The organism is Clostridia bacterium, from assembly GCA_012840125.1.
In the GTDB taxonomy this organism is placed as follows: Bacteria; Bacillota; DULZ01; order DULZ01; family DULZ01; genus DULZ01.
The window spans coordinates 19,326-44,230 of record DULZ01000004.1 but is presented as its reverse complement, the minus strand read 5'-3'; the positions used below and the strand labels follow the sequence as shown (position 1 = coordinate 44,230).

The following is a 24,905-nucleotide window of genomic DNA, read 5'->3' as shown; positions in this document are numbered from 1 at the left end:
TTTTAACAAAAATGAAGCTTGCTATTTTCGTTAAATTCAACACAAAGACGAAAAAACCTGCTAATAAAAGCTTGCGAAAACATAACATTTTAATTACATAGGGGTTTGTCTGAATAAATGATGGAATTTCTTGTGTTTGGATTAGGTTTCTTATTAGTAATCGATCATCGAGATAATTAAAGTTGTCAAATGAGGCTATTGGGATGCTGCTCCGGCACGGCTGGGCGCTGCCGGAAGGAAAATGGATGGTTATGTTTCCGAAAGGAGTGAGGTTTGTTATAATTAGATGTTGTAATGACATTTCTTGCCAGAATGTGGTGTTAAAGGTGGTTAGTTTCCATGGATGATAGGGAGAGACCCGTTGGGGTTTTTGATTCCGGTGTCGGCGGTGTCAGTGTCCTGCAAGCTCTGGTTCGTCACTTGCCCCGGGAGCGTTTTTTGTACTATGCAGACACGGCGAATGCACCTTACGGAACCAAAACCAAGGCCCAGGTAGCCGAGTTGTCTCTTCGGATTGCCGATTTCTTGGTGGTAGAAAAAGGAGCCAAAGCCCTGGTTGTGGCCTGCAACACGGCGACCAGCGCGGCGGTAAAGCTTTTGCGCGAAAGGTTTCCCGTTCCCATTATAGGTATGGAGCCTGCTTTAAAGCCCGCCGTGGCCCAAGCCAACGGGAAGGCGGTGTTGGTGATGGCGACTCCAATGACTCTAAGAGAGGAAAAGTTTCAAGCTTTGCTGGCCAGGTATGGGCAGGGAGCCGGCATCATTTCCTTGCCTTGTCCCGGCTTGGTGGAATTGATCGAAGCCGGGGAAACGGAGGGTGAAAGAATCGGCAGTTTCTTGCGGCACATGTTTGCCTCCGTGGAGACGGAGCGGGTAGGCGTGGTGGTGTTGGGATGCACCCATTACATTTTTGCCCGGAAGGCCATCGCCGGGTTTTTTCCGGAGGACACCCTCGTGATTGACGGCAATGAAGGAACGGCGAAACAATTGAAGCGAGTCCTCCAACTGCATGGATTAGAAAGGCCCGGGTTGGCCCCGGTTAAGCAAGAACCGGTGCAATGGTTCACCTCAGGGGGGCCGCAGGATTTGGAAAAGCTGCGGGCATTTTGGAGAAAATAAAACCGGGCAGTCTTTTGTGCCCTTGCGAAAGAAATGGCGGTTGGGATACAATGGTTAAGGCATCATACACAGCTTCTGGATCCGGTAGGAGGGATTATTTATGACAAATAAAGAATGCGGCCAAGACGAGGTTTGTTCCGGCTGTAGCTCCGCTGCCAGTTGCAGCTCCCGACCGGAAAGCGCCTCAACGAAAGTGGAGAGCAGTCCTTTTAACCAGGTAAAACACCTGGTGGCGGTGATGAGCGGTAAAGGAGGAGTGGGCAAATCCACCGTCTCGGCATTGCTGGCCAGCAACCTGGCCAAAGCCGGGTACCAAGTTGGGATCCTGGACGCCGATATTACGGGCCCCAGCATTCCCAGGCTTTTTGGACTGACGGGGAAGCCGGACATGGATGAAAAAGGATTGCTGCCGGTTACGAGTTCCTTGGGGATCAAGGTCATGTCCCTGAATTTATTGCTGCCGGAAGAAACGGAACCGGTGGTTTGGCGCGGTCCTCTAATCGGTGCGGCTATCAAGCAGTTCTGGACGGATGTGGTTTGGGGTGAATTGGACTTTTTGGTGGTGGACTTGCCGCCCGGGACCAGTGACGCTGCTTTGACGGTGTTGCAATCGCTGCCGGTAACGGGCGTGATTATGGTGTCCACGCCCCAGGATTTAGCTACCATGATCGTGGGGAAAGCGGTGAAAATGGTCGAAAAAGTGGGTATTCCCATGATTGGCCTGGTGGAGAACATGAGCTATACTCTCTGTCCCCACTGTAGTGAAGAAATCCGGCTGTTTGGACCGAGCAAAGCCGAGGAATTTGCCGAGAGCATCGGCACGGATTTGCTGGCGGTATTGCCCATTGACCACAACCTGATCGCGTTGGCTGATTCCGGTAATATTGAAAAATACGATGCACCGCTGAACAAAATGGTCAACGCTGTGACAACCAAATTGGGCATGCATAAAAATGTGCCCTAAACCAAGGAGATAGTGCACCTGTCTCCTTTTTCTTTAGGAACAATTCCCGGCGCAGCCGGAGCACCGGCCGGGGGACGAATTGATTGCCATGAAAAATCCCATAATAAAGGAGAAGGAAAAAGACAAGAAGTGCAGGCCCTGGTCCCAAATAGGCCTTCACTATTTCATCCTCTTTTGCAGTATCATCATCATGCAAAAAGGCAGGTTGATAACGTGAAAGGGATTATCATGGCGGGTGGGGAAGGTTCACGACTGCGACCGCTGACTTGTGACCGCCCGAAGCCCCTGGTACCCGTGGCCAATAAGCCGGTCATGGAATATGCCATTGAGCTATTGCGTCTATACGGTATCAAGGATATCGGCGTTACCTTACAATACTTGCCTGACAGCATCATTGATTATTTCGGCGACGGCAGCGCCTGGGATGTCAACCTATATTATTTTGTGGAAGATAAACCTCTGGGCACGGCCGGTAGCGTGAAAAACGCGGAAGATTTCCTGGATGAAACTTTTGTGGTGGTCAGCGGCGATGCCCTGACCGATTTTAACCTGGCCCAAGCCATGGATTTTCACCGCAGCCAAGGAGCCGTCGCCACCCTGGTCTTGACTACGGTTCCCAATCCTTTGGAATACGGCTTAGTCATTACCAACCGGGACGGCCGGATCGTCAAGTTCTTAGAAAAACCGGGGTGGGGGGAAGTCTTCAGCGACCGGGTGAACACCGGTATTTATGTCTTGGAACCTGAGATCTTGTCTTTAATACCGGAAAGACAAATGTTTGACTTCAGCAAGGACCTTTTTCCGGAGCTGTTGCGGCGAAAAGCCCCTTTATATGCCGTCACTTTAGAGGGCTACTGGTGCGATATCGGCAATCTCCAGCAATATGTCGAAGCCCACCGGGCCGTGCTGGCCGGCACAGCGAAAGTAGTCCCGCCGGCGGTCTACCAGGGTAACGGCCTCTGGATTGGCAAAGGAGTCCAGATTGATGAGACAGCGGTCTTGGAGGGGCCGCTGCTCATTGGAGATTACAGCCGCATCGGTCCGGGAGTGAGGCTTGGCCCTTATACCGTAATCGGGCATAACGTCCAAGTGAAGGAGGGGGCATCCGTCAAGAGATCCGTGATCTGGGATGGTTGTTATATCGGGCCGGGCAGCGAGCTAAGAGGGGCCGTCGTCGGGAAAGGAGTGGTGCTGGAAAGCAGGGTAGGCGTTTATGAAGGAGCCGTGGTAGGTGACCACAGTAAACTGGAAAGAGGTGTGGTCGTTAAACCGGAAGTAAAAATCTGGCCCCATAAACGGATCGGCGCCGGTACCATCCAGTATGACAGCCTGGTGTGGGGCACCGGCAGCAGGAAGAACTTGTTCGGTTCCCAGGGTATTCCCGGCCCTGTTAATAAAGATATCACACCGGAAGTAGCCGCCAAACTGGGGGCTGCTTACGGCAGCATTATTAATCCAAATCAAAAAATCGGTATCAGCTGTGACGGGCTAAAAGCCGCCCCGATGCTGAAAACTGCTTTCCTGGCAGGCTTATTGAGTACCGGGGTGCACGGGGTGGACTGCGGGGTGCTTCCTTTTTCTTTGCTGCGCTATGCGGTGGACGCTTTAGGTCTGGCCGGAGGCGTACATATCATGTCTGATTCCCGGGACAGCACCAAGGTATGGTTTCGCTTTGTCAATGAAAAAGGGTTGCTTTTCAGCCGGCAGCAAGAAAGAAAGCTGGAGAATGCTTTTGCCAGGGAAGATTTTCGCCGGGTGCCGCCGGAAGCAATGGGCCTGACCTATCCAATCACCCATGTGGCGGCCATGTACAGTGATTACATGCTGGATCAGGTTGACCGGCAAAAAATTAAAGAGAGGCAGTTTCAACTGGTTGTCGGCGCTCCGGTGGAAAGTGCACTGGCCGGCCTGTTACCCAACGTTTTGGACCGCCTCGGCGTGAAGCTGGCGGGTTTCGTCGCCGGCAGCCTGGCGGGAGATGAGGCAGCTGACCGGGCGGTTCCGGAGGTGTTGGAAAAGCTGGCGGGGGAAGTGGTGAAAAACCAGGCGGACCTGGGGGTCTGGCTGGACAAAGAAGGAGAAAAACTGGTGCTGGTAGATGAAAAGGGGCAGATTGTTGATGCCGGCCTATACTTGTTATTTATGGCCTCCGTCATTTTTCAATCTAATCCCGGCGCTGCCGTGGCGATGCCGGTGACGGCACCGAAGGCGGTGGAATGCCTGGCGGAGCGATTTGGGGGGAAAGTGGTTTGGACCAAAACTAACACGGCGCAGCTCATGGAAACCGTGGCCGGCGAGGAATTCCGGCGCGGCCAGGGGGAGTATCCCCAGTTAGTGCTGCAATTTGACGCCGTGGGGGCTTTGCTCAAGCTGCTGGATTTCCTGGCCCGGGGCGGGCAAGACTTGTCTTCCCTGGTGTCCCCCATACCTCCCTATCATATGGAGGTCCAGCATACTCCTTGTCCTTGGGAGGCTAAAGGGCAAGTGATGCGGCGGCTCATCGAAGAACATCGCGGCCAAGGGGTGGAATTGCTGGACGGCATCAAGATTCACCGGGAACAGGGTTGGGCTCTCATCCTGCCGGATGCGGATGAGCCTCTTTACCGGGTGTACACCGAGAGCGTTTCCCAAGAAGCGGCTCAGGAATTGGCTGCCTTCTATGTAGATAGAATCCGGCAGCTAGTCAACACACAGCCGGGCGGGACTGTTCCTCCGGTTTCCGGTTCGTGAAATGGCCTGTAGTCTCGAGGGTATTCCCTCGGGACTTTCTTATTGGGAAATTTAAAGCTTGTTTTATCTATGAATTCAGGTATGCTAATATAAAGAACTAAAATGATTCGTTACGGTGATCCGTGTGGAAGAACAGCATGTGCAGCGACCAAAACAGTCTATACAAGTACTGGTGAGCCTGTTGATACTGCCGCTGGTTTTTCTCAGCAATCATCTTTTTGCCTTCATTTTTGCCCGGCTGACGGGGGTGTGGGAGGGCTTTGCTTTCTTTGTGGTCATCAGCCTCTGGCAATCTCTGCTTTTGATCGGCGGCACCATGTACTTAAGCCTGGGTAGATGGGGGATGACCCCGGCCGGCCTGGGATTGGGGCAGCAGCAGTTGATGAAAGGTTTGAAAGAGGGATTCAGTTCCGGTCTTCTTATTTTTGCGCTGGTAATTCTCGGCGGCATGATGGTGGAGTTGTTTTACCCCATCAGTTCCACCGATGTGCAGCTTTTTACGGAAATGGTCCTTGAAGCTTCCTCCCCATGGCAACTGTCAGTACTGTTCATTTTCGGCGTCATCATTGCCCCCTTTGCGGAAGAGCTTTACTTCCGGGGGCTGCTTTTCAGCGTCCTGAAGCAGTATTTAGGCTTGGGCTGGGGTATCGTGACTTCCGGTATCGTGTTCGGCCTATTGCATTTTGACCTGGTCCGGTTGTTTCCCTTGGCACTGGGCGGGATGGGCCTGGCTGTACTCTATCACAAAACCAAATCCCTTTATGCGTCCATTATCGCCCACGGGGTGTGGAATGGGCTGATGTTTGCTATCTTGCTCTTGGCGGACAGGGTGTAGAGGGCGAAAATGCTTTACATCCCCCTTGCAGTTAACTTATAATTCTGATAAGTATGGAAAATCGGGAGGGGGAGCTGACATGATGCGGGTTAACCTTAACGTGAGCACGATGCTGGAAAGGGCGGAATTGTTTTTCCCGCATAAACAAGTTATTTCGCGGACAGCCGGCGGCATCCGCCGCCTTACTTATAGAGAAATCGGGGAAAGAACTCGTCGTTTGAGCAGTGCCTTGCGCAAACTGGGCGTGGAAGCCGGCGACCGGGTAGGAACGGCCGCCTGGAATCATCACCGGCACTTGGAAGCCTATTTCGCCATTCCGGGTCTCGGGGCGGTGATCCATACCATTAATCCCCGGTTAGCACCGGAGCATGTTGTTGATACCATTAATCAGGCCCAGGATAAGGTCTTGTTAATTGATGAAGAACTGGTTCCCTTGTTTGAAAAAATAAAAGGTCATTTGTCCACAGTGCAAGCTTATGTAGTGATGTCGGAGACTGACGAGGTGCCCCCTTCTTCCCTGGAGCCTCTCTATATCTATGAAGCACTGCTTTCAGAAGGCGATCCCAGCTTCCCGTTTTGCAGGGACATTGATGAATATGCTCCTGCCGGCCTGTGCTATACCTTTTCCGCCACCGGCGGCCCGAAGGGGGTTTTGTATTCCCACCGGGCTTTGGTGCTCCACAGTTTGGCCGTCGGTCTGGCCGATACTTTCGGCCTGAGTGAATCCGACGTCTGCATGCCTGTGGTACCCATGTTTCATGTGAATGCCTGGGGGTTACCCTACGCCGCTACCTGGTTCGGTGCTACGCAGGTGCTTCCCGGTGCCGGTTTTACCCCGGAAGTGCTGGCGGAATTAATCGCCCGGGAAAAAGTTACGGTGACGGCCGGTGTCCCTACTGTTTGGATGGGTTTATACGCGCTGCTGGAAAAGGGTAAGTATGACACCAGTTCCCTGAGAGCCATCGTTTGCGGCGGTTCCCCCGCTCCTCCCGCCCTCATTGAAAGATATGAGGCACAACTGGGAATACCCTTCTATCATGCCTATGGGATGACGGAAACCACTCCCTTAGTGACCGTGGCTCGTTTGAAAAGCTACCAGGAGACTTTAAGCTTTGAGGAGAAACTGGCCCTCAAAGCTAAACAAGGGATTTTGGTGCCTGGGTTGGAAATGAGAATTGAAGGGGCTCACGGTGAGGTGGCCTGGGACGGCCGGGAAATGGGGGAAATACTCCTGCGGGGCCCCTGGATTGCCGGCGCATATTACCGGGATGACGAAAGCAGCCATGTGTTTGCCGGCGGTTGGCTCCATACCGGTGATATTGCCACCATTGATCAGGAAGGTTTCATCAAACTCGTGGACCGGACCAGGGATTTAATCAAGAGCGGCGGTGAATGGATTTCTCCTGTGGACCTGGAGCATGCCATCGCCGATCATAAAGCAGTGTTGGAAGTTGTAGTGGTGGCGATGCCCAGCGAGCAGTGGGCGGAAAGACCCGTGGCCTGTGTAGTATTAAAAGATGAGTTCAAAGGGAAGGTGACAAAAGAGGATATCCTGGACTTTATTCGCCCGAGATTTCCCGCCTGGTGGCTGCCTGATGAGGTGGTGTTCCTGGAAGAAATACCGAAAACACCGGTGGGCAAGTTTTTGAAGCGCAAGCTCAGGGAACAGCTGCGCCATCACTTGACGAAACCCATGTAATGGATCCACAGGATGTGGAGGACGTTACAAGCCTGTTGTGGTATCCAGGTCCGGTGTTCATCGCAGGGCTTGGGAGCAAGAAGCAAAAGAGTCAGGGCTCCCCGCACCACGACCGGTCATCAGGTGCCGGGCGTCTGGTTGTACTTCCGTCGCGTTTAGGCACAGGCAGAAAGGATGCCATGTACCACCGGCGGATGACGGCTGAAGTCTAACCACCGCTATTGAGCTCATCTCCAAACAGGGTTCCTGGCGGCCGGCCCTTAGCGCGGCTGCTGACAGGGCAGTTTGCCAGCCAGTTGACACCTGCTGCGGCAGGTGTTTTTTTATTTAAGTCATACTAAAAAATACACATTTATGGTATGCTTAAACTATAAAGACACAGTCAAGAATGGGGGCATGTCCATGAGTAAACTGCTCATCAAGAATGCAGACTGGGTGATCACGCTGGATGACCATGGGACAAGATATGCGAATGCTGATATTCTAATTGAGGGCAATGCCATCAAAGAGATTGGACTAAACCTCCCGGCGGATCACGATACCCGGGTCCTCGACGCCAGGGGCAAAGTGGTGATCCCCGGGATGGTGAATACCCATCACCATTTTTACCAAACCCTGACCCGCAGTATCCCGGCTACACAGGAAATCGAGCTGTTTGACTGGTTGATAAAACTCTATGAAATCTGGCGGGAACTGGATGAAGAAGCCGTTTATTTCGGCACTTTGGTTGCTTTAGGGGAACTGCTTAAAACCGGCTGTACCACGACGACGGACCACCATTACGTTTTCCCAAAAGGAAAAGGTGCCAATCTCATTGATGTCCAGATCAAAGCGGCCCAAGCCATCGGCATGCGTTTTCACCCCACCAGGGGCAGCATGTCCCTGAGCAAGAAAGATGGAGGACTGCCGCCTGACGATGTGGTGCAAAGGGAAGAAGAGATCCTGGCGGACAGTGAGCGCCTGATCAAAACATATCACGATCCAAGCCCCTACTCCATGTGCCGCATTGCGCTGGCTCCTTGTTCGCCTTTTTCCGTGACGGAAAAGTTGATGAGAGAAACTGTGGTTTTGGCGAGAAAACACGGTGTGCTGTGCCATACCCACCTGGCGGAGACGAAAGACGAGGAAAGATTCTGCCTGGAGCGGTTTGGGATGAGGCCCTTTGAGTATATGAAGTCTCTGGACTGGTACGGGGAAGACATCTGGTTTGCCCATTCCATTCACTTAAATGACGAAGAAATCCGGGAAATGGGGAGAACCCGTTCCGGTGTGGCCCACTGCCCGGTTTCCAACCTGAAGCTTTCCTCCGGTATTGCCAGGGTTAAAGAGCTCATCGATGCCGGAGCCCGGGTCGGCCTGGCGGTGGATGGCAGTGCCAGTAACGATTCTTCTAATATGTGGGCTGAGCTCAAAACAGCTTACCTGCTGCAGAAACTCACGCTGGGACAAGAAGGTTTGAGTGCAGAGGAAACACTGCGGATGGCCTGCCGCGGTGGAGCGGCCGTGCTGGGGCGCAGCGACGTCGGCTACCTGGCCCCCGGTATGGCTGCCGACCTGGTCCTGATAAACTTTAATGACCTGGCCTTTGCCGGGGCGCAGCACGACCCGGTGGCGGCCATTGTGACTTGCGGCGACAGCCAAGTGGTCGACACTACGATTGTAAACGGGAAAATCGTGGTGCGTAACGGCAGGTTAGTAGCTTTTGATGAGGAATTCATTGTCGCCAACGCGAACCGGATCTCAGCCAAGATGGTGGAAAAAGCCGGCAAGCGCACCGGGATTAACTATTTTCGAAGAAACTAGCCCAGGTTAAGTATAAGCCTCCTACCGGCATGAAAGGTAGGAGGCTTTTTTTGATTAACTTACCTGCAGCACCACCTGGACGTTGACGTTGGCCACTCTGGGTCGCCCGTCCACCACCCTCACAATGATTTGCTCTACGACGATGTCGAAAACGCTGGGGAAGCCCCTCCTTCTCCGGTAGAGGGCCACTAGAGCCACATATTCATTGTTCGCTCTCTGGTAACAGGATAGGAAATCGTATTCCGCATTGGCCGGGTCAGGTATACCCATGATTAATCGCTTATCCAACTGCTGCTCTGCTTCCACCGTTAGAAACTCCCGGTGGTCATAGGGTTGGCCTTGAGCTTTACGCTGCATAAAGCGGTTGACGAAATCCACGATTTGTGACGGGCAGTGCCTGCCTCTCCGGATCGTCAGGATCATGCCGGGGTAAATCAGGTTTGGATCCTTGACGAAGCGGTTTAAGGAGATCAAGTGTTCCAGCGGCACGCCAAACTCCCTGGCAATGAAGAACATGGTATCCCCGGGACGAACCACCCTCTGTACCTCGGCTGCCGGTGTCCGCTGGTGAGGGGTGGGCAAAATGATCACCTGGCCGGGATAAATCCTATCCGGGTTTTGGATCTGGGGATTAGCGGCCAAAAGCCTTAAGTAAGAAACGTGATATTGCTGGCTGAGCTCCCGCAATGTATCGCCGGGCTGGACAATGACATAGGGCATGAAAAAGCACCTCCTTTGCGCAAGGAACTTCTGATGATAGCATATGCAGGTACACGGGAGTAGTGCTAGAGGCCCGGTCAGAGATTTTCCTCCCGGGAGGCATGTATCATATCCGCCAGTCATAAGATAGTTAGCGGAAGATTTTGGAGGGAGGGTGTCGACTTGGGCCGGTTTACCATGGCAGTTTTTGTGCCAAAGCGGTACTTGTTCTTGAGCGGGCTTTTAATATTACACATTGTTCTTGGGATCATGGCTTTGGATTACTGGATAATGTACCGGGAGGAGAGAAAGGTGTTGGCCACCGGGGCCCAGGTCATCTTGGACCCGGGTCATGGCGGCGTGGACCCGGGCGCCTTGTCGGGGGAAGTGAAGGAAAAGGACATTGTATTGGATGTGGTGCAGCGGATGAGTCACTACTTGGAGGAACAGGGTTACAGTGTAGTGTTAACCAGGGATGCGGATGTGGACCTGGGTGGGGAACTAGCGCCGGGCAGGCACCGGCGAGACCTGCAGGCCAGGGTTCGGGTGATCAATCAAGGGCAAGTAGCCGTCAGCGTTCACTGTAACACCATCGAGGACAGCAGCCAGAGAGGAGCGGTAGTGTTTTACCAGAAAGGGTCGGAAGCAGGGAAACAACTGGCCGCTGCCCTGCTTGGGGAGCTGAACAAGGTGCAATTGCTCAATGACAATCGTCCTTTGCCCAGGGAAAACCTTTTCCTGCTGAGGACTTCCCGTATTCCGACCGTCATCGTGGAATTAGGGTTTTTGTCCAACCAGGAGGACCGGCAGAAGCTCATGGAACCGGGCTTCAGGCAGCAGCTGGCTGAAGCGCTGTCCAGGGGGATCATCAACTATCTGGAGCAAAATGCGCTGTCCAGCACCACCCGGTGGTTGTGAAATACCGGCAGGACGGGGAACAGGTTGGGGGTGGTGCAAAACTCTACATCCTTCCACCTGTTTTGGTTTTTGAGCCGTTGGGCGGCGGTACTGGCAGCAATCACGGCGGGGCCCTCCCCGGCCCCCCGGGCGGCGTGGAGGGCCGCCAGGGCACCGTCGTCCAAGGCATAGTCAGGTTGTAGGGCAATTAGCTCCAGGAGCATCAAGCCTGCGGCGAAAAAATCTTCCAAAGCGAAGGCTCCGTTGACCCCGGCACAGACGACGGTTATCGCCGGTTCATTTAAAAGGGCTCGCACCACCTGCTGCTGGTTGAGGAGGCTGCCAATGATAATTTTTTGCGCTCCTTTTCGCCGGCTGTGGAGCAAGGCCCGGGTACCGTTGGTAGTAGTAAGTATAATCGTTTTGCCCCGGACCTTGTCTTCCGTGTATTCTAAAGGTGAGTTCCCCAAGTGGAACCCGGGGATGGGATCACCCCGGCGTTCCCCGCCCAGCAGCACCTGGCCGGTTGTTTTTTTTAAGCCGGCATAGAGGGATAACGCTTCATCAACTTCCAAGACAGGAATGATCTCTTTGGCCCCGTGGGCTAGGGCAGTGGTAATGGTGGAGGTGGCCCGCAGGACATCGTAGACCACCACGGTGGGATGAACGGCGGTATCCGTGTAGGCCAAGCACTGGGCTGTCATGACGAAGGATATTGTTCCGGGCACTTTTCATTCCTACTTTCTGTGTTTATGGGATGGATAGCTGGCTCATGCTGTATTTTTCTTCCTGTGATGGGAAAGATAGAGGAATCACGCTCTTTTGCCGTTGCAGGAGACTTCGCAGGGTATCGCCTCTGAGGCCCAATCTCAAAGCTTCCAAAGCCAGGGTCTCCTGCGGGGCGATATTACCCAAATTGACGTTGCAGCCGAAAAGGCTGATCAGTCTTTGCTGCTGGTTTTTCAAAGGGGCCTCCCAGATGATGTGATCCGGGGAAATACGGTTTTTCAGCAGCGTTTCCAGTTCTTCCTGTTTCAGTTCCCCCTGTTGGTCGTAGAGCATAACTCCTTTTCCGGATTCTCTTCCTTCGACAATGACTTTATAAGCTCCTGCTGCCAGGTCCTCCTCCAGCTGTTCCCGGAGAAAAGACATGCTAACTTTATCCCGTGGATCCTTCTTGCCAATTTCAGTGATCACTTCCAAACCCGCTTCTTTGGCTATTTTGATGGCTTTCCGCCTTTCGGCAGGAGGCAGTTCGATAGTGCCGTCGGAAATCTCAATGGCTGTAAAGCCGTACTTGACCAGCAGGCGGCAATAGTTGGCTGCTTTTTTCTGCAAATAGGCGATTTCAAAAAAGGTTCCCCCCGGAAAAACCAAAATGCCGGCTTGTCTAATGGCGGCAATTTTATCCCTTAAGACCCTGTCCGGGTACAGGAGGGAAGTACCAAAGCCCAGTTTAATCATGTCTATGTAGCCGGAAGCGCTGTCCAGCAGTTCCTGCAGCTCCGTTAAACCAAGTCCCTTGTCGATGACCATGGTTAATCCAGTGTGGCGGGGCTTCGGCAGTCTTCCCGGCATGGGTATTTCCAGCAGGTCGTGCCAGCAGTTCATGGGTTCCAACTCCTTTGGACGACTGTGATGGGTTGCTGATTCAATCTATTCGGAATCAAAAAGTTCAGTGACGGGATGCCCGTTGGTAGAATAAGGCAATAATGGGGCGGTCTATTCCCACTCCCGATTGGTTACAGGGATTACACTGCCATACCGGTGACGGACAGGCCGCAAACTTGCCGGGGCACCATACTGCGTCCGGCTACGGGCCGGCTTGTGTTCAGGTTAAGATTGGTGTACAATAACTCTTGCTTAAAAAATGGAAGCGTGGGTGTTTACTGGGTGTTGGAAGCCGGCGCTATCCCGCCGCCACGGGCGGTGATGGAGTCACCGGGAATGGAAAGGATAAGAGTGACATGAAATCCGGGAAGCGGCCCGCCCGTGTTAAATTCACCTTCCTGCTGTGGAAGATGAGTCTTGCTTCTGGACTCGAAGGTCAGAAGCTTTTTTACGTTTAAGAAGGTTGGAGGCGATGGCATGAAAGTCAACCGGGTCCTGATTGGCGGTGTGCAAAGCGGGGTAGGGAAGACTACGCTGACCTTGGGGATACTGGCTGCTTTGCGGAGGCGGGGGCTAGAAGTACAGCCATATAAAGTCGGCCCTGACTACATTGACCCCGGCCTGCACTACCATGCTGCCGGGAGGAGATCTCATAACCTGGACAGTTGGATGAGTGACGAGCAGGTCATAAAACAGATTTTTGTCAAGCATGCCCAAGGGGTTGATTTGTGTTTAGTGGAAGGGGTAATGGGTCTCTTTGACGGTGCCAAGGGAGAGAGGCTCAAGGGCAGCAGTGCCGACATTGCTTTAATCCTGGACATGCCGGTGATCCTGGTAGTCAATGTCAAAGGCATGGGCCGGAGTTGCCTGCCTCTCATCAAGGGTTTTCAAGAATATGAGCCGCATTTGAAGCTGAAAGGTGTGATCTTGAATAACGCCGGTGGTGATTATTATCGAAAAGAAATCAAAGCCGCCATTGAACAGGAACTGGGACTGACGGTGTTAGGCTGTGTACCCAAAGAGCAGCAGATAGCCATGCCGGAACGGCACCTGGGCTTATTGCCGGCAGAGGAGAACCGGCAGTTAAGAACGGTTCTCGAGCAAATGGCAGACCTGGTGGAAGCGGAAGTCGACCTGGCGGGAGTACTGGAGGTGGCCGCCGGGGCGCCGGACCTAGCCTCCGGTTACCAGGTAAGCAGTGCCGGGCGGGCCACCGGTGGGGGGACGGTGGTCATCGGTGTAGCCAGGGACGAGGCTTTCAGTTTTTATTACCAGGACAGTTTGGATTACCTTGAGGAATTGGGAGCCTCCCTGGTCTTTATCAGTCCCCTGCGGGACCGGGCCTTGCCGCCGGTGGACGGCCTGTACCTGGGCGGCGGCTTTCCGGAAATGTTCCTGGAAGAACTGGCGGGAAACAAAGCCATGAAAGAGGCCATCCGGCAGGCTTTTCACGGGGGGATGCCCGTGGTGGCGGAATGCGGCGGCTTGATGTACCTGGCGGAAAGGATCGTGGATTTTCAAGGCGACAGGTGGGAAGGAGTGGGCCTGGTACCCGGCGAGGCCCGCATGGTCCGGCGACCGGCGGCTCTCGGCTATGTACAAGCCACCGCCTTGCGGCCCAGCCTGCTGGCGGACCGGGGCGATCGCCTGAAAGGGCACGAGTTTCACTATTCGGTCATGACCGGGTTGCCTGAGGAAAAGGCGGCCTATGTGCTCGCCGGGGGTAAGGCACCTGCGGAAAGGATTGAGGGTTACGTGGACCGGAACATGGTGGCCTCCTTTGTGCACCTTCATTGGAGGTCTAACCCTAAAGCGGCCGCCGGCTTTGTCAACGGCTGCCGGCAATACCGGCGCTTAAGACAAGGGTCTTGAACAGGAAGGAGGCAGACCGGTGCCGGGTGCCCGAACCGTTTACTTGCGGTCAAAAAGGAACCCGCGCCCGTTAGAACCTAACGACTTGGATTCATAGCGGCGGAAAAGAATTATGACCGGCCGGCCCAAGTAGAGCGGGAGGCGGTGGATGGGGCTACGCTCAAAGAAATCCTGGGCCGGTAGCTTGTCTTTGCATGACAGGGTATGACCCGTTACAATATTAAAGGAGTTTTGAGGCGAAGAAGGGATAGGATGAAACAGACACAGATTCGCAATTTTGGGATTATCGCCCACGTAGATCACGGCAAAACCACTCTGGTCAATGCCATGCTGCAGCAAAGCGGTCTTTTTCACGCAAAACAAGTGGTGGAGGACCGCGTCTTAGACCGGAACGAATTGGAAAAAGAGCGCGGCATTACCATTTTGGCCAAATGCACTTCCATTTCTTATCAGGGCTATAAATTAAATATCGTAGATACTCCCGGCCATGCCGATTTCGGCGGGGAAGTGGAACGGATCGTGCACATGGTAGACGGGGTCCTGCTGCTGGTGGACGCTTTTGAAGGTCCCATGCCCCAGACTCGTTTTGTGCTGCGCAAGGCTTTAGAGGCTAAGTTGAAGCCTATTGTCGTCATCAACAAAATTGACCGGCCCAATGCTCGGCCCGCCCAGGTGCTGGATGAGGTGCTGGACTTGTTTATCGATCTCTCGGCGGATGATGAGCAGTTGGACTTCCCGGTGGTTTACACCGTTGCTAAGTCCGGCCTGGCGACCCTGGACCCGGCGGTACCGCCGGTGGACTTGCAGCCGCTTTTTGAAACCATCATTGCCCATATTCCGGCTCCGGAAGGAGATCCGGCTGCTCCTCTGCAAATAGGGGTTGCCATTGTAGATCATGATCCTTACCTGGGGCGGAAAGCCATCGGTCGCGTGGTTAACGGCCGGGTACAGGGGAAGCAGCAGGCAGCCCTCCTGAGGGAAGACGGCTCTTGTGACTACCGGCGCTTGTCCGGGTTATTCGTCTTTGAAGGTTTGAAAGAGAAGCCGGTGGAGACCGCCGGGTGCGGTGAGATTGTGCTCTTGACGGGCATCGAAGATATTAACGTAGGGAATACCGTGGCGGACCCTGAACAACCCATCCCCCTGGACTTTGTGAAAATCGACGAACCCACCGTCAGGGTGACTTTTCAGGTGAACAAGAGCCCTTTTGCCGGGCAAGACGGGGAGTATGTGACCTCGCGCAAGCTGCGGGAGCGCTTATACCGGGAGGCGCAAGGGGATGTGAGTCTTAGGGTGACGGATACGGATTCCCCGGATGTTTTTGAAGTAGCCGGTCGCGGCGAGCTTCACTTGTCGATCCTGATTGAAAAGATGCGGCGGGAAGGTTATGAATTCGAAGTGTCCAGGCCTCAAGTGATCGTGAAAGAGATTAACGGGGAAAAGTGCGAACCCGTCGAGGAACTGGTGGTGGAAGTGGAGGACGAGTACGTGGGCTTTGTGATCGAAAGCTTAGGCGTGCGGAAAGGGGAACTCCAGGGCATGGATCACCAGGCCGACGGTCGGGTGCGGCTGCGCTTTCTGGTTCCCACCCGGGGTCTCTTTGGTTTCCGTTCGGAGTTTTTGACGGGTACCAAAGGGACAGGCATTATGTATCACAGCTTTGACCATTTTGCCCCGTGGAAAGGGGAGATTTCCAGCCGTACGCGGGGTTCACTGGTGGCTCATGAAACGGGGGAAGCTACCTCCTACGGCATTGAACATGCCCAGGAACGAGGCGAGCTGTTTATTAAGCCCGGCGACCGGGTGTACCGGGGCATGATCGTGGGTGAGCATGCCCGCCCGGGTGATTTGAAGGTGAACGTGGCGAAGAAAAAGCAGCTGACCAATATCCGCAGTTCCACTCAGGAAATCGCCGTCAAGCTGAATGCCCCGCGGTTGATGACTTTGGAGAAAGCCCTGGAGTTTATTGCTGACGACGAACTGCTGGAAGTTACCCCCAAGCAATTCAGGATGCGCAAAAAGCAGCTGCCTTAAAAAATGTTGCTTAAAAGCAAGCGTTCTTTGGCCGGGATATGCTGCAAGCGAAAACGTAAGACCGCCAGCTCGGACAAGGCCTCTCCTTGCCGGTGGATAGCGGCAAAGCTCTGCAGCCGGGTGAGGGCTGTTTCAATTTCATCCGTTTCCCGGTGATCGATGAGGATCTTCCAGAAAAGATGGGTCTCATTCCACAGCTCGGTGACCCGGTGCAGGGTTGCCTCAGTTGCCGTCCAGTTCCCGGTCTGGATCTGGCTCTCCACCGTCTGCAGGAGCTCCAGCAGGGCCCCGGCGGATGCTTCCAGGTAAGCGGTGCCGTACCAGGACATGGCAATGATCAAGACCAGCAGTGCAACGGTAAAGACAATGATGCGCATCTCACTTCTCCTTTTTGGCATACTTGGCTTTTTGCTGCAGGAAGAGCTGCCCGTCGGGGTTTAAGGTGGCGAACAATACTTTTTTCGGGTTGGAGATGCCGCGGGATTTCAACTGCTGCAGCAGCCACCGGTAATCGACACCGGCGGCGGCCAGGTTTTCCTCATTCACTACCCCGTCCGAGATCAAAGTAATGGGCAAACCTTCCTGCCCGGTGGGAAGCTGCAGGTCAGACGGGGTTAAGGGTCTTTTGCTGGATTTGGGGATGACGCTTAATTTGCCGCTGGTTTCCAAAATGGCATATTCCACGTCGCTTATGTTGGGATAGTCTTTTTCCCGCAATTGTTCCAAGAGATCGTTAATGTTATAGCGCAGCCGGTACAGTTCTTCTTCCACGATTTTCCCGTTTTGAATAACGATGCTGGGGGTGCCGCAAAGCACCTGCCTGGCTGTCTCGCTTTTCATGGACAGGTAAGAGAAGGTGAGCTGGATTATCAATAAAGTAAGAATGGGAATGATCCCTGACAACAGGGGAATGCCTGTTTCCTGCATCGGTACCGCAGCCAGTTCCGAGATCATAATGGCAATGACCAATTCGAAGGGCTGCAGTTCGCCGATTTGGCGTTTCCCCATGATCCGCATCACGGTGATGACAATCAGGAACAGGATAATGGTCCGGACGAAGCTGATAATCATGGTGCCTGTCTCCCACAAGAGTCTTATCTCTTAGTCTGTCCGGCGGGCCAATAAGTATACTCTGGAATTATTTGTACCGCAGGGTGTTCCTGCCGGTGAAGCCTTCATAAGCATATTAGTACTGGTAATAATGAAAGAAGCACCCCGGTGCCGGGGGGAGCCGTTTCCCGTAGTGGCGAAAGGCGATACAGTTTCATCCGGGGGTGGAGGACGGCGCAAAAGGAGGAAAACCTGGTCGCGGCTAGAACATTAAGAACAGGGGATTGTGCTGCCATGAATTGGACCTGGTGGCCCGTGAGGACCGGGTATGGAAGGAGGTTCCGGATGTGAGGGACGCATTGACGATCGTTTTACCTGGTGAGCAGAGGGTGGCAAGGAGACTGGGCCCATCCCTGCTGGAATTAAGCAAGGAATTCGAACAGTATTATCGTACGCCGGTGGTAGCAGCCATCATGGACAACGAACTCAAAGAGTTGGCCTTCCGGCCCGACAAGCCTGGGCTGGTGGAGTTTTTAGACCTGTATCATCCTGAAGGAATGCGCATTTACCAGCGTTCCTTAACATATTTGTTGATCATGGCGGCCAAGGAGTTGTTCCCCAAAGGGGTTATTTCCATTGAGCATTCTCTCGGCAAAGGGATCTATTGCGAGCTTTACAAAGAGCCGGTGTTGACCAGGGAAGACGTAGCAGCTTTGGAAAACAAGATGAAGGAACTGGTGGCACAGGATTTGCCCATCATCCGGGAAAGGTGGCCCCTTGACCGGGCTATTGCATACTTCCGGAAAGAGGGTTTGGAAGATAAGGCCCGCTTATTGAAGTACCGGGAAAAAACCTATTTAAACATGTACTGCTGCAAGGATTTCCGGGATTATTTGTACGGCTATTTGGTGCCCAGTACCGGGTACTTAAAGACTTTTCGCCTGCGGTACCACATGCCCGGGTTAATCCTGGAGCTGCCTGATGACAGGGAGCCTTTCCGGGTACCCCCCTTTGTAGAACGTCCCAAGTTATTTACGATTTTCAGGGAGGCGGAGCAGTGGGCCAGGATCCTCGGCGTAGCCACCGCCGGTGCTCTTAATGACCGTATTCAAGCCGGTGAAGGGGAGGAGTTGGTCCGCTTAAACGAGGCTTTGCATGAGAAAAAGGTGGCACAAATTGCCGACGATATTTACCGGCAGCGGGACCGGTTGCGAGTGATCCTTATTGCCGGGCCCTCATCCTCGGGTAAAACCACTTTTGCCCAGCGCTTGTCCATCCAGCTGAAAGTAAACGGCATGCAGCCCATTTCCATCTCTTTGGACGATTATTTTGTAGACCGGGAATCAACCCCCAGGGATGAAAACGGGCAGTATGACTTTGAAGCGCTGGAGGCTATCGATCTCCAGCTGTTTAATGAACAATTGACGGCCATCATCCAGGGCAAGAAAGTAGAAGTGCCCAGCTACAACTTCAAGCTGGGCAAGCGGGAGTATCTCGGGCGCACGGTGCAGATAGGACCGGAACAACCGATTATTATTGAAGGCATCCACGGCCTAAACGAGCGCCTGACCGCTTCCATTCCCCGGGACCGGAAGTACAAGATCTATATCAGCGCCATCACTGCTTTAAATATTGACCGGCACAACCGGATTCCCACTACGGACGTACGCCTCTTAAGGAGAATCGTGCGGGACAGTCAGTTCCGGGGTCACAATGCGGCCGCCACCTTAAGGCTTTGGCCCATGGTGCGCCGGGGTGAGGAAAGAAACATCTTTCCTTTCCAGGAAGAAGCGGACATCATGTTTAACTCGGCGCTGGTGTATGAGCTGGCGTTGCTCAAAAAGTATGCGGAGCCGTTGCTGCAAGAAATAGACAGCTCGATGCCGGAGTATATTGCCGCGAAACGACTCCTGAGGTTTTTGGAATGCTTTGTGCCCCTGGGAGATGTGGAGATACCGTGCACTTCCATCATCAAGGAATTCGTAGGGGGCAGCTGCTTGGTAGAATAGTCAATTACGCCTGCGGGTTGATTTCATACCGGTAGCTGACCTCTGCGGTCTTGTTCACCATGTGCAGCACGCTGCAGTATTTTTCTTGCGTTAGCTGCACGGCGCGCGCCACTTTGTCCTCCGGGATGTCCTGGCCCCACACCCGGTAAACGACGGAGACCTGTTTGAACACCTTAGGATGGTCTTCCGCTCTTTCGCCGGATACTTGGATCTCAAACCGGTCAAAGGATACTCTCATCTTCTGCAGAATGGAGACCACGTCCAAACCGGTGCAGCCGCCCACTCCCATGAGTACCAGTTCCATGGGCGTCGGGCCAATGGTACCCTCCATGTTGGACATGGAGACTTTGTGGTTGCGTTCGTTGTAAGCCTCGAAATCCATGTTGCCTAACCACCTGGCAGTAATGTTCATTTGTCATGCCTCCTTGTCTTTTTTTACTATTATGCTACTTTGTTTCGCTGGCACTGTCAATGGAGGAAACAGGTCCCGGCCAGCGGCCGGGCGGAGAAAGGAACGATGCCTTTGTTTCTGGGAGCGCACGTATCCATCGGTAAAGGCTACCGCCATGCAGTCAAAGAAGCCGCGTCCATTGGTGCCGATACTTTTCAGTTTTTTACCAGGAACCCGCGAGGCGCTAAGGCAAAAGCCCTGGACCCGGTGGATATAGGGGCGGCCAATGCTTTAAGGGAAGAGTTGGGCTTTGGGCCTTTGCTGGCTCATGCTCCCTATACTCTAAACCTGGCTTCCCCTAAGGATGAAGTGTGGGATTTTGCCATCCGGCTTCTGACCGAGGACCTGCAACGGTTGGAACACCTGCAGCCGGTTTATTTGAACTTCCATCCCGGCAGTCATGCCGGCGCCGGGGTGGAGGAGGGGCTGAGGCGGGCTGCCGCCGCTATCAGAAGAGTGCTCCGCCAGGGTCCTTTTCAAACGATGTTATTGGTGGAAGGGATGGCCGGCAGCGGCAGTGAGATCGGCTATACCTTTGAACAATTAGCGCGCCTGAGGGAGTTAACAGGCGCAGAGATGGGTTTTTGCCTGGATACCTGCCACCTGTACGGGGCGGGTTATGATGTAAAAGAACGCTTGGAAGAAGTCCTGGCAGCCGTGGACCGGGTGCTGGGGCTGGAATGGGTGAAAGCCTTTCATATCAATGACAGCCTGCAGCCTTTAGGCTCCCGCCGGGACCGGCATGCCAACTTGGGAGAAGGACATATCGGCCGGGAGGCGATTAAGAAGCTAGTCTATCACCCGGCATTAGCCGGAAAAATGTTTATCTTGGAGACTCCCGGCGGGTTGGATAATTATCGGGCGGAGATTGCTTTTTTGAGGCAAACAGGTGAAAGCTTTAATTCTGCCACAGGTTAACCAGTTCTATAATATGTTACGTGGTTGTGAGAACTTTAACTTAGCCGGCTAGGAAAGCCTATATATTCCAGTCCGGTTTTACAGGGAATCGCAGGTCACAACCAGAAAAACTTACTATGGTGTGGCGGGTAGATACCTGTGGTTGATATGTCATGCATCACAGCACGGGAGGAGAGTGACGATGGCCAACATGATGCTCAACAAGAGTATTCTTTTAGTAACAAAAGGGGAAAAGAACCTTCGCATCCTGACCGGGGAATTGGAGGAGCTGCTCGGGGACAGGGTGGATGTGATGGGATACAATGTGGACGAACCGCTGCCGCCTATCAAGTCCCAGGTTGACCTGGTGGTGGCGGCTACGGAATCCATCTTGAAGCTGTGTCCTGGAGAACTCAGGGATAAGTACGAGATCATTGTGGCCCGGCGGAGCGTTGATTTTGATAATTTATACCAGCTGTTCAGCTTGCCGGCGAAGCAAAAGATCATGTTGGTCAATGATCGCAAGGAGACGGCCGAGGAAGTGATTTCCCTTTTATACGGCATGGGTTTTGAACATCTCTGGCTCATACCCGTGTATCCCGGTTTGCCGAATCCCCCACGCACGGATATTGCCATTACCCCCGGCGAATGTCACCTGGTTCCTCCTTATGTTAAACGAGTCATTGATATCGGTACGCGCAAGATCGACTTTTCCACCCTGATGGAAATACTCTTTCGCTTTGAGTTGCTGGACAAAAGAGCCAATCTTTTGTCTGCCAGGTACATGAGCAATATCATCAATATCAGCAGGAGATTATCCGACAGCTTGGGTGCCAATAAGAAGCTGGTGCATTTGTTGGAAGCCATTATGCAGAAGATTAACAACGGCGTCATCGCTACGGATGAGGCAGGAAACATTGTGATGTGCAACAAAACGGCGGAACGCATGTTTGGCATCAACAAGGATCAGGTGCTGGGGAAAAACGCCGATGAGGTGCTGCCCAACTTGGAGATCAACAAGCCGCTGGTGACCGGGGAAAGTGATGAAAACATAGAAAAACGTTACCAGGATAAGCATATCTTGATCAACCGCATCCCCTTAGAATATGACAACGGCATCAACGGAGCCGTGCTGACGGCTTATGAGTTCAGCGAAGTGGAAAAAATCGAAAAGAAACTTAGACAGCATGTCTACTCCAAGGGGCACGTGGCCCGTTACACTTTTGAAGACATCTACGGCAGGAATGAAATGCTCAGGAAACAGATCAGCAACGCCAAGAAATTTGCGCCCCTGGATATGGCCGTTCTCATTGAAGGAGAGACGGGCACCGGGAAGGAATTGATGGCCCATGCCATCCATAACGGGTCCACCAGAAAGCACGGGCCATTTGTAGCGATTAACTGTGCTGCCCTGCCGAAGGACCTGCTGGAAAGCGAGCTCTTCGGCTATGAGGAGGGCGCCTTCACGGGAGCCAGGAAAGGCGGCAAACCGGGTTTGTTTGAACAAGCCCACTTGGGTACTATTTTCCTGGATGAAATCGGTGAAATACCGCCGGAGATCCAGGTGAAGCTGCTGCGGGTCATCGAAGCGAAGGAAGTGATGCGGATCGGCAGTGACTGCCTGATCTCCGTGGATGTCCGGATTATTGCCGCTACCAACCGGAATCTCAGGTCCATGGTGGATGCCAGGAAATTCCGGGAAGATTTGTACTTTAGATTGAATGTTTTAAAAGTATACCTTCCTCCCTTAAGAGACAGGCGGGAAGATATCATCCCGTTGATGGACCGGATGCTGAGAGAATATGGGAAATCGGTGCACGGGTTTCTTTCGGAAGAAGTCTGCCGGGTGTTGACCCAGTATAATTGGCCCGGCAATGTGAGAGAACTGAGGAATATTGCCGAGTTTCTCGTTGCTACGGTGCATGACAGGAAAGTACAAGTCGGTGATTTGCCCCTGGAATTCCAGCCGGGCGTTGTTCCGGGGGCTCCTCAAGTTCAATTGAATTCCGCCGGGCCAAAACTGGGGGATGCCCATTACCTGCAAACGGATCTCGCCATTTTGAAGATCATGTCCGACCTGGCGGACTTCGGGCAAAGCATCGGCAGGAGACGCCTGCAGGTGCTGCTGGGACAGGCGGGAATCCAGCTCACGGAAGACCAGATTCGCACCAGGCTCAGGGCTCTGAAAAAGCAGGGACTGGTCAAGGTTTCTCTAGGCAGGGCGGGTTCGACCATTACCGAAAAGGGTAGAGAAATGGTCTGGCAGAGTTATTAATTGCCAGAGCACCCCGTTTCGCGGGGTGCTTTTTGATTGGGCAACATTGGGTCATAAATGGGGCAAGAATGGGAGAAGGCGCTGCCGGGGAAATTGACCGGGAGGCTGCTAACGGGGTGCCGGTGGGCCGCGGGCGGCAAGTACCCAATTGGCACCGAAATTGCTACTTAATCTTGTGAAGCATTGCACAGGCCATACAAAGGATGGAAAAAAGGAGGATGACAGATGGCTAAAGTAAGGATGACGCCCAGTGAAGCGATTGTAGAGCAGCTGCTGGCTGAAGGAGTAGAGTATTGTGCCGGTATCGTAGGATCCGCTTTTATGGACCTGCTGGACCTCTTTCCTACTGCCGGTATCAAGTTTATCCCTGTGCGAGATGAACATACCGCGCCCCACATGATGGATGCTTACGGCCGGGTAACCGGCAAGATTGGCATTTGCATCGGGCAAAACGGTCCCGGCATGACCAATATGGTGACCAGTGTGGCCACTGCTTATCATGCCCACACTCCCATGGTGGTGCTGGGGCCGTCGGCAGGCAGCCCCACTGTCGGTTGGGATGGGTTTCAGGAAATTGATCAGGTTTCCATCTTCAAACCGGTGACGAAAGCGGCTTTCCGGGTCCCGCACCCCAGCCGGGTGGCCGATTGCGTCCGGACTGCCTTCCGGCTTGCCTATGCTCTGAGGGGCCCGGTGTACCTGGATATTCCCAGGGATTATTTTTACGGGGAATTGGAGGACGAGATCTTGCCTCCGGACAAGTACCGTTCCTGCGCTGCGCCGCTGCCGGATATGGAAACCCTGAAACAAGCGGCTCAAATACTGGCGGAAGCTAAAAAACCTGTGATCATTTCGGGACAGGGCGCCGTCACTGCCGGTGCTATACCGGCGATTGCCGAGCTGGCTCAGTATTTAACGGCTCCGGTAGCAGTGTCGTACCTGCACAATGATGCTTTCCCCAGCAACAATCCTTATTGGGTAGGACCCATAGGTTACATGGGGTCTAAGGCCGCGATGGAATCCGTGAAGGAAGCAGACGTGATCCTGGCCGTAGGCACCAGGTTATCCGTTTTCGGTACCCTGCCCCAATACGACATCACTTATTTTACCGGCAAGCAAAGGATTATCCAAATCGATATCGATCCCACCCAGATCGGGAGGAGACATTCAGTAGAGGTAGGTATTGTCGGTGATGCCAAGAAAGCTGCCGAGGAACTTTTGAAGATCCTGAGAAGCATGGAAGACCGGCCGGTGGACCAAGCCAGATTCGCCCGCATTCAAGAGAAAAGAGAGGCCTGGGATAAAGAAATTAAAGAACTGGCCATGAAGGACGGCAACCCCATAAATCCCAGGCGAGCCTTGTACGAGATCGCGAATTTCTTACCGGAGGATACCATCGTCACCACTGATATCGGTAATGTTTCCTCCACGGCCAACAGCTACCTGAGGTTCACCAAGCCCAAAAAGCATATTGCTTGCCTCACCTTTGGCAATACGGGGTTTGCTTATCAGGCTGCTTTGGGAGCAAAACTGGGCAGCCCTGAAAGCCCGGTATTGGCTATTGTTGGTGACGGTGCCTGGGGTATGAGTTTCTATGAAGTAATGACTGCCGTCGAACAGAACTTGCCGGTCATCGGCTGTGTTTTCAACAACGGAGCCTGGGGTGCCGAGAAGAAAAACCAAGTAGATTTTTATAACAACCGGTTTGTGGGCGTAGATATTAAAGCGCCAAGCTGGGCTGAAATGGCCAAAGTTATGGGCGCCAAGGGCATCCGGGTCCAGCGGCCGGAAGAGATCAAAGATGCCCTGGCGGAAGCCTTCGCCTCAGATGTTCCGGTGGTGTTAGAGTTCCTGGTCGACGGAACCCAGCTGGCACCGCCGTTCCGCAAAGACGCTTTAGCGCTGCCGACCAGGCTGCTGCCTAAGTACCAGCACTTAGACCATAAAAACTGGTAACCGT

Annotated in this window: 19 protein-coding genes; 13 read left to right on the top strand and 6 right to left on the bottom strand. The window is 53.5% G+C overall.

What is annotated here, in order from left to right:
* Positions 1 to 339 precede the first annotated feature (339 nt).
* The 6 genes from murI to GXX34_00450 all read left to right on the top strand — a co-directional run bounded on the left by murI (position 340) and on the right by GXX34_00450 (position 9,150).
* Positions 340 to 1,119 carry a glutamate racemase gene (gene murI, locus GXX34_00475; protein HHW05998.1) on the top strand — a complete coding sequence of 260 codons (780 nt, stop codon included), beginning with the start codon at positions 340 to 342 and terminating at the stop codon, positions 1,117 to 1,119.
* Between the two features lie 100 nt (positions 1,120 to 1,219).
* Positions 1,220 to 2,083, top strand: coding sequence for an Mrp/NBP35 family ATP-binding protein (locus GXX34_00470; GenBank protein ID HHW05997.1), 864 nt, complete (start codon positions 1,220 to 1,222; stop codon positions 2,081 to 2,083).
* A 213-nt stretch (positions 2,084 to 2,296) separates the two neighbouring features.
* The gene (locus GXX34_00465; protein HHW05996.1) at positions 2,297 to 4,813 is read left to right on the top strand and encodes an NTP transferase domain-containing protein; all 2,517 of its coding nucleotides are present in this window, start codon (positions 2,297 to 2,299) and stop codon (positions 4,811 to 4,813) included.
* A gap of 115 nt (positions 4,814 to 4,928) precedes the next feature.
* Positions 4,929 to 5,648 (top strand): CPBP family intramembrane metalloprotease, encoded by a 720-nt coding sequence (locus GXX34_00460; GenBank protein ID HHW05995.1) that lies wholly within the window; start codon positions 4,929 to 4,931, stop codon positions 5,646 to 5,648.
* A gap of 79 nt (positions 5,649 to 5,727) precedes the next feature.
* Complete coding sequence (locus GXX34_00455) at positions 5,728 to 7,347, top strand: long-chain fatty acid--CoA ligase (protein ID HHW05994.1); 1,620 nt, start codon at positions 5,728 to 5,730, stop codon at positions 7,345 to 7,347.
* 402 nt (positions 7,348 to 7,749) lie between these two features.
* Complete coding sequence (locus tag GXX34_00450) at positions 7,750 to 9,150, top strand: 8-oxoguanine deaminase (GenBank protein ID HHW05993.1); 1,401 nt, start codon at positions 7,750 to 7,752, stop codon at positions 9,148 to 9,150.
* A 54-nt stretch (positions 9,151 to 9,204) separates the two neighbouring features.
* On the opposite strand, the gene GXX34_00445 is transcribed toward GXX34_00450, so the two are convergent.
* Positions 9,205 to 9,870, bottom strand: a complete 666-nt coding sequence (locus GXX34_00445) for a LysM peptidoglycan-binding domain-containing protein (protein ID HHW05992.1) — start codon at positions 9,868 to 9,870, stop codon at positions 9,205 to 9,207.
* A 162-nt stretch (positions 9,871 to 10,032) separates the two neighbouring features.
* Here GXX34_00445 and GXX34_00440 point away from each other — a divergent pair, with 162 nt between their 5' ends.
* On the top strand, positions 10,033 to 10,767 hold the full coding sequence (locus tag GXX34_00440) for an N-acetylmuramoyl-L-alanine amidase (protein HHW05991.1): 735 nt from the start codon (positions 10,033 to 10,035) through the stop codon (positions 10,765 to 10,767).
* Here the strand turns inward: GXX34_00440 and GXX34_00435 are convergent.
* A complete protein-coding gene (locus tag GXX34_00435; protein ID HHW05990.1) occupies positions 10,722 to 11,450 on the bottom strand; it encodes a 2-phosphosulfolactate phosphatase in 729 nt (242 codons plus the stop codon). The two genes, GXX34_00440 and GXX34_00435, sit on opposite strands and share 46 nt — an antisense overlap.
* A gap of 46 nt (positions 11,451 to 11,496) precedes the next feature.
* The gene (locus GXX34_00430) at positions 11,497 to 12,357 is read right to left on the bottom strand and encodes a phosphosulfolactate synthase (GenBank protein HHW05989.1); all 861 of its coding nucleotides are present in this window, start codon (positions 12,355 to 12,357) and stop codon (positions 11,497 to 11,499) included.
* A gap of 477 nt (positions 12,358 to 12,834) precedes the next feature.
* Here GXX34_00430 and GXX34_00425 point away from each other — a divergent pair, with 477 nt between their 5' ends.
* Positions 12,835 to 14,229, top strand: coding sequence for a cobyrinate a,c-diamide synthase (locus tag GXX34_00425; protein HHW05988.1), 1,395 nt, complete (start codon positions 12,835 to 12,837; stop codon positions 14,227 to 14,229).
* Between the two features lie 252 nt (positions 14,230 to 14,481).
* Complete coding sequence (typA, locus tag GXX34_00420) at positions 14,482 to 16,263, top strand: translational GTPase TypA (GenBank protein HHW05987.1); 1,782 nt, start codon at positions 14,482 to 14,484, stop codon at positions 16,261 to 16,263.
* Here the strand turns inward: typA and GXX34_00415 are convergent.
* On the bottom strand, positions 16,260 to 16,640 hold the full coding sequence (locus GXX34_00415) for a DUF4363 family protein (protein HHW05986.1): 381 nt from the start codon (positions 16,638 to 16,640) through the stop codon (positions 16,260 to 16,262). The genes typA and GXX34_00415 overlap by 4 nt on opposite strands.
* 1 nt (position 16,641) lies before the next feature.
* Positions 16,642 to 17,334, bottom strand: a complete 693-nt coding sequence (locus GXX34_00410; protein HHW05985.1) for a DUF421 domain-containing protein — start codon at positions 17,332 to 17,334, stop codon at positions 16,642 to 16,644.
* 326 nt (positions 17,335 to 17,660) lie between these two features.
* Here GXX34_00410 and GXX34_00405 point away from each other — a divergent pair, with 326 nt between their 5' ends.
* Complete coding sequence (locus GXX34_00405; GenBank protein ID HHW05984.1) at positions 17,661 to 19,322, top strand: nucleoside kinase; 1,662 nt, start codon at positions 17,661 to 17,663, stop codon at positions 19,320 to 19,322.
* A gap of 4 nt (positions 19,323 to 19,326) precedes the next feature.
* Here the strand turns inward: GXX34_00405 and GXX34_00400 are convergent, their stop codons facing one another.
* Positions 19,327 to 19,734, bottom strand: coding sequence for an OsmC family protein (locus tag GXX34_00400; GenBank protein ID HHW05983.1), 408 nt, complete (start codon positions 19,732 to 19,734; stop codon positions 19,327 to 19,329).
* A 111-nt stretch (positions 19,735 to 19,845) separates the two neighbouring features.
* On the opposite strand from GXX34_00400, the gene GXX34_00395 reads away from it, so the two are divergent.
* From GXX34_00395 to xsc, 3 genes are all read left to right on the top strand, one after another.
* Positions 19,846 to 20,691, top strand: a complete 846-nt coding sequence (locus tag GXX34_00395) for a deoxyribonuclease IV (protein HHW05982.1) — start codon at positions 19,846 to 19,848, stop codon at positions 20,689 to 20,691.
* 181 nt (positions 20,692 to 20,872) lie between these two features.
* Positions 20,873 to 22,945 (top strand): sigma 54-interacting transcriptional regulator, encoded by a 2,073-nt coding sequence (locus GXX34_00390; protein HHW05981.1) that lies wholly within the window; start codon positions 20,873 to 20,875, stop codon positions 22,943 to 22,945.
* Between the two features lie 225 nt (positions 22,946 to 23,170).
* A complete protein-coding gene (gene xsc / locus GXX34_00385) occupies positions 23,171 to 24,901 on the top strand; it encodes a sulfoacetaldehyde acetyltransferase (protein ID HHW05980.1) in 1,731 nt (576 codons plus the stop codon).
* Positions 24,902 to 24,905: the final 4 nt, after the last annotated feature.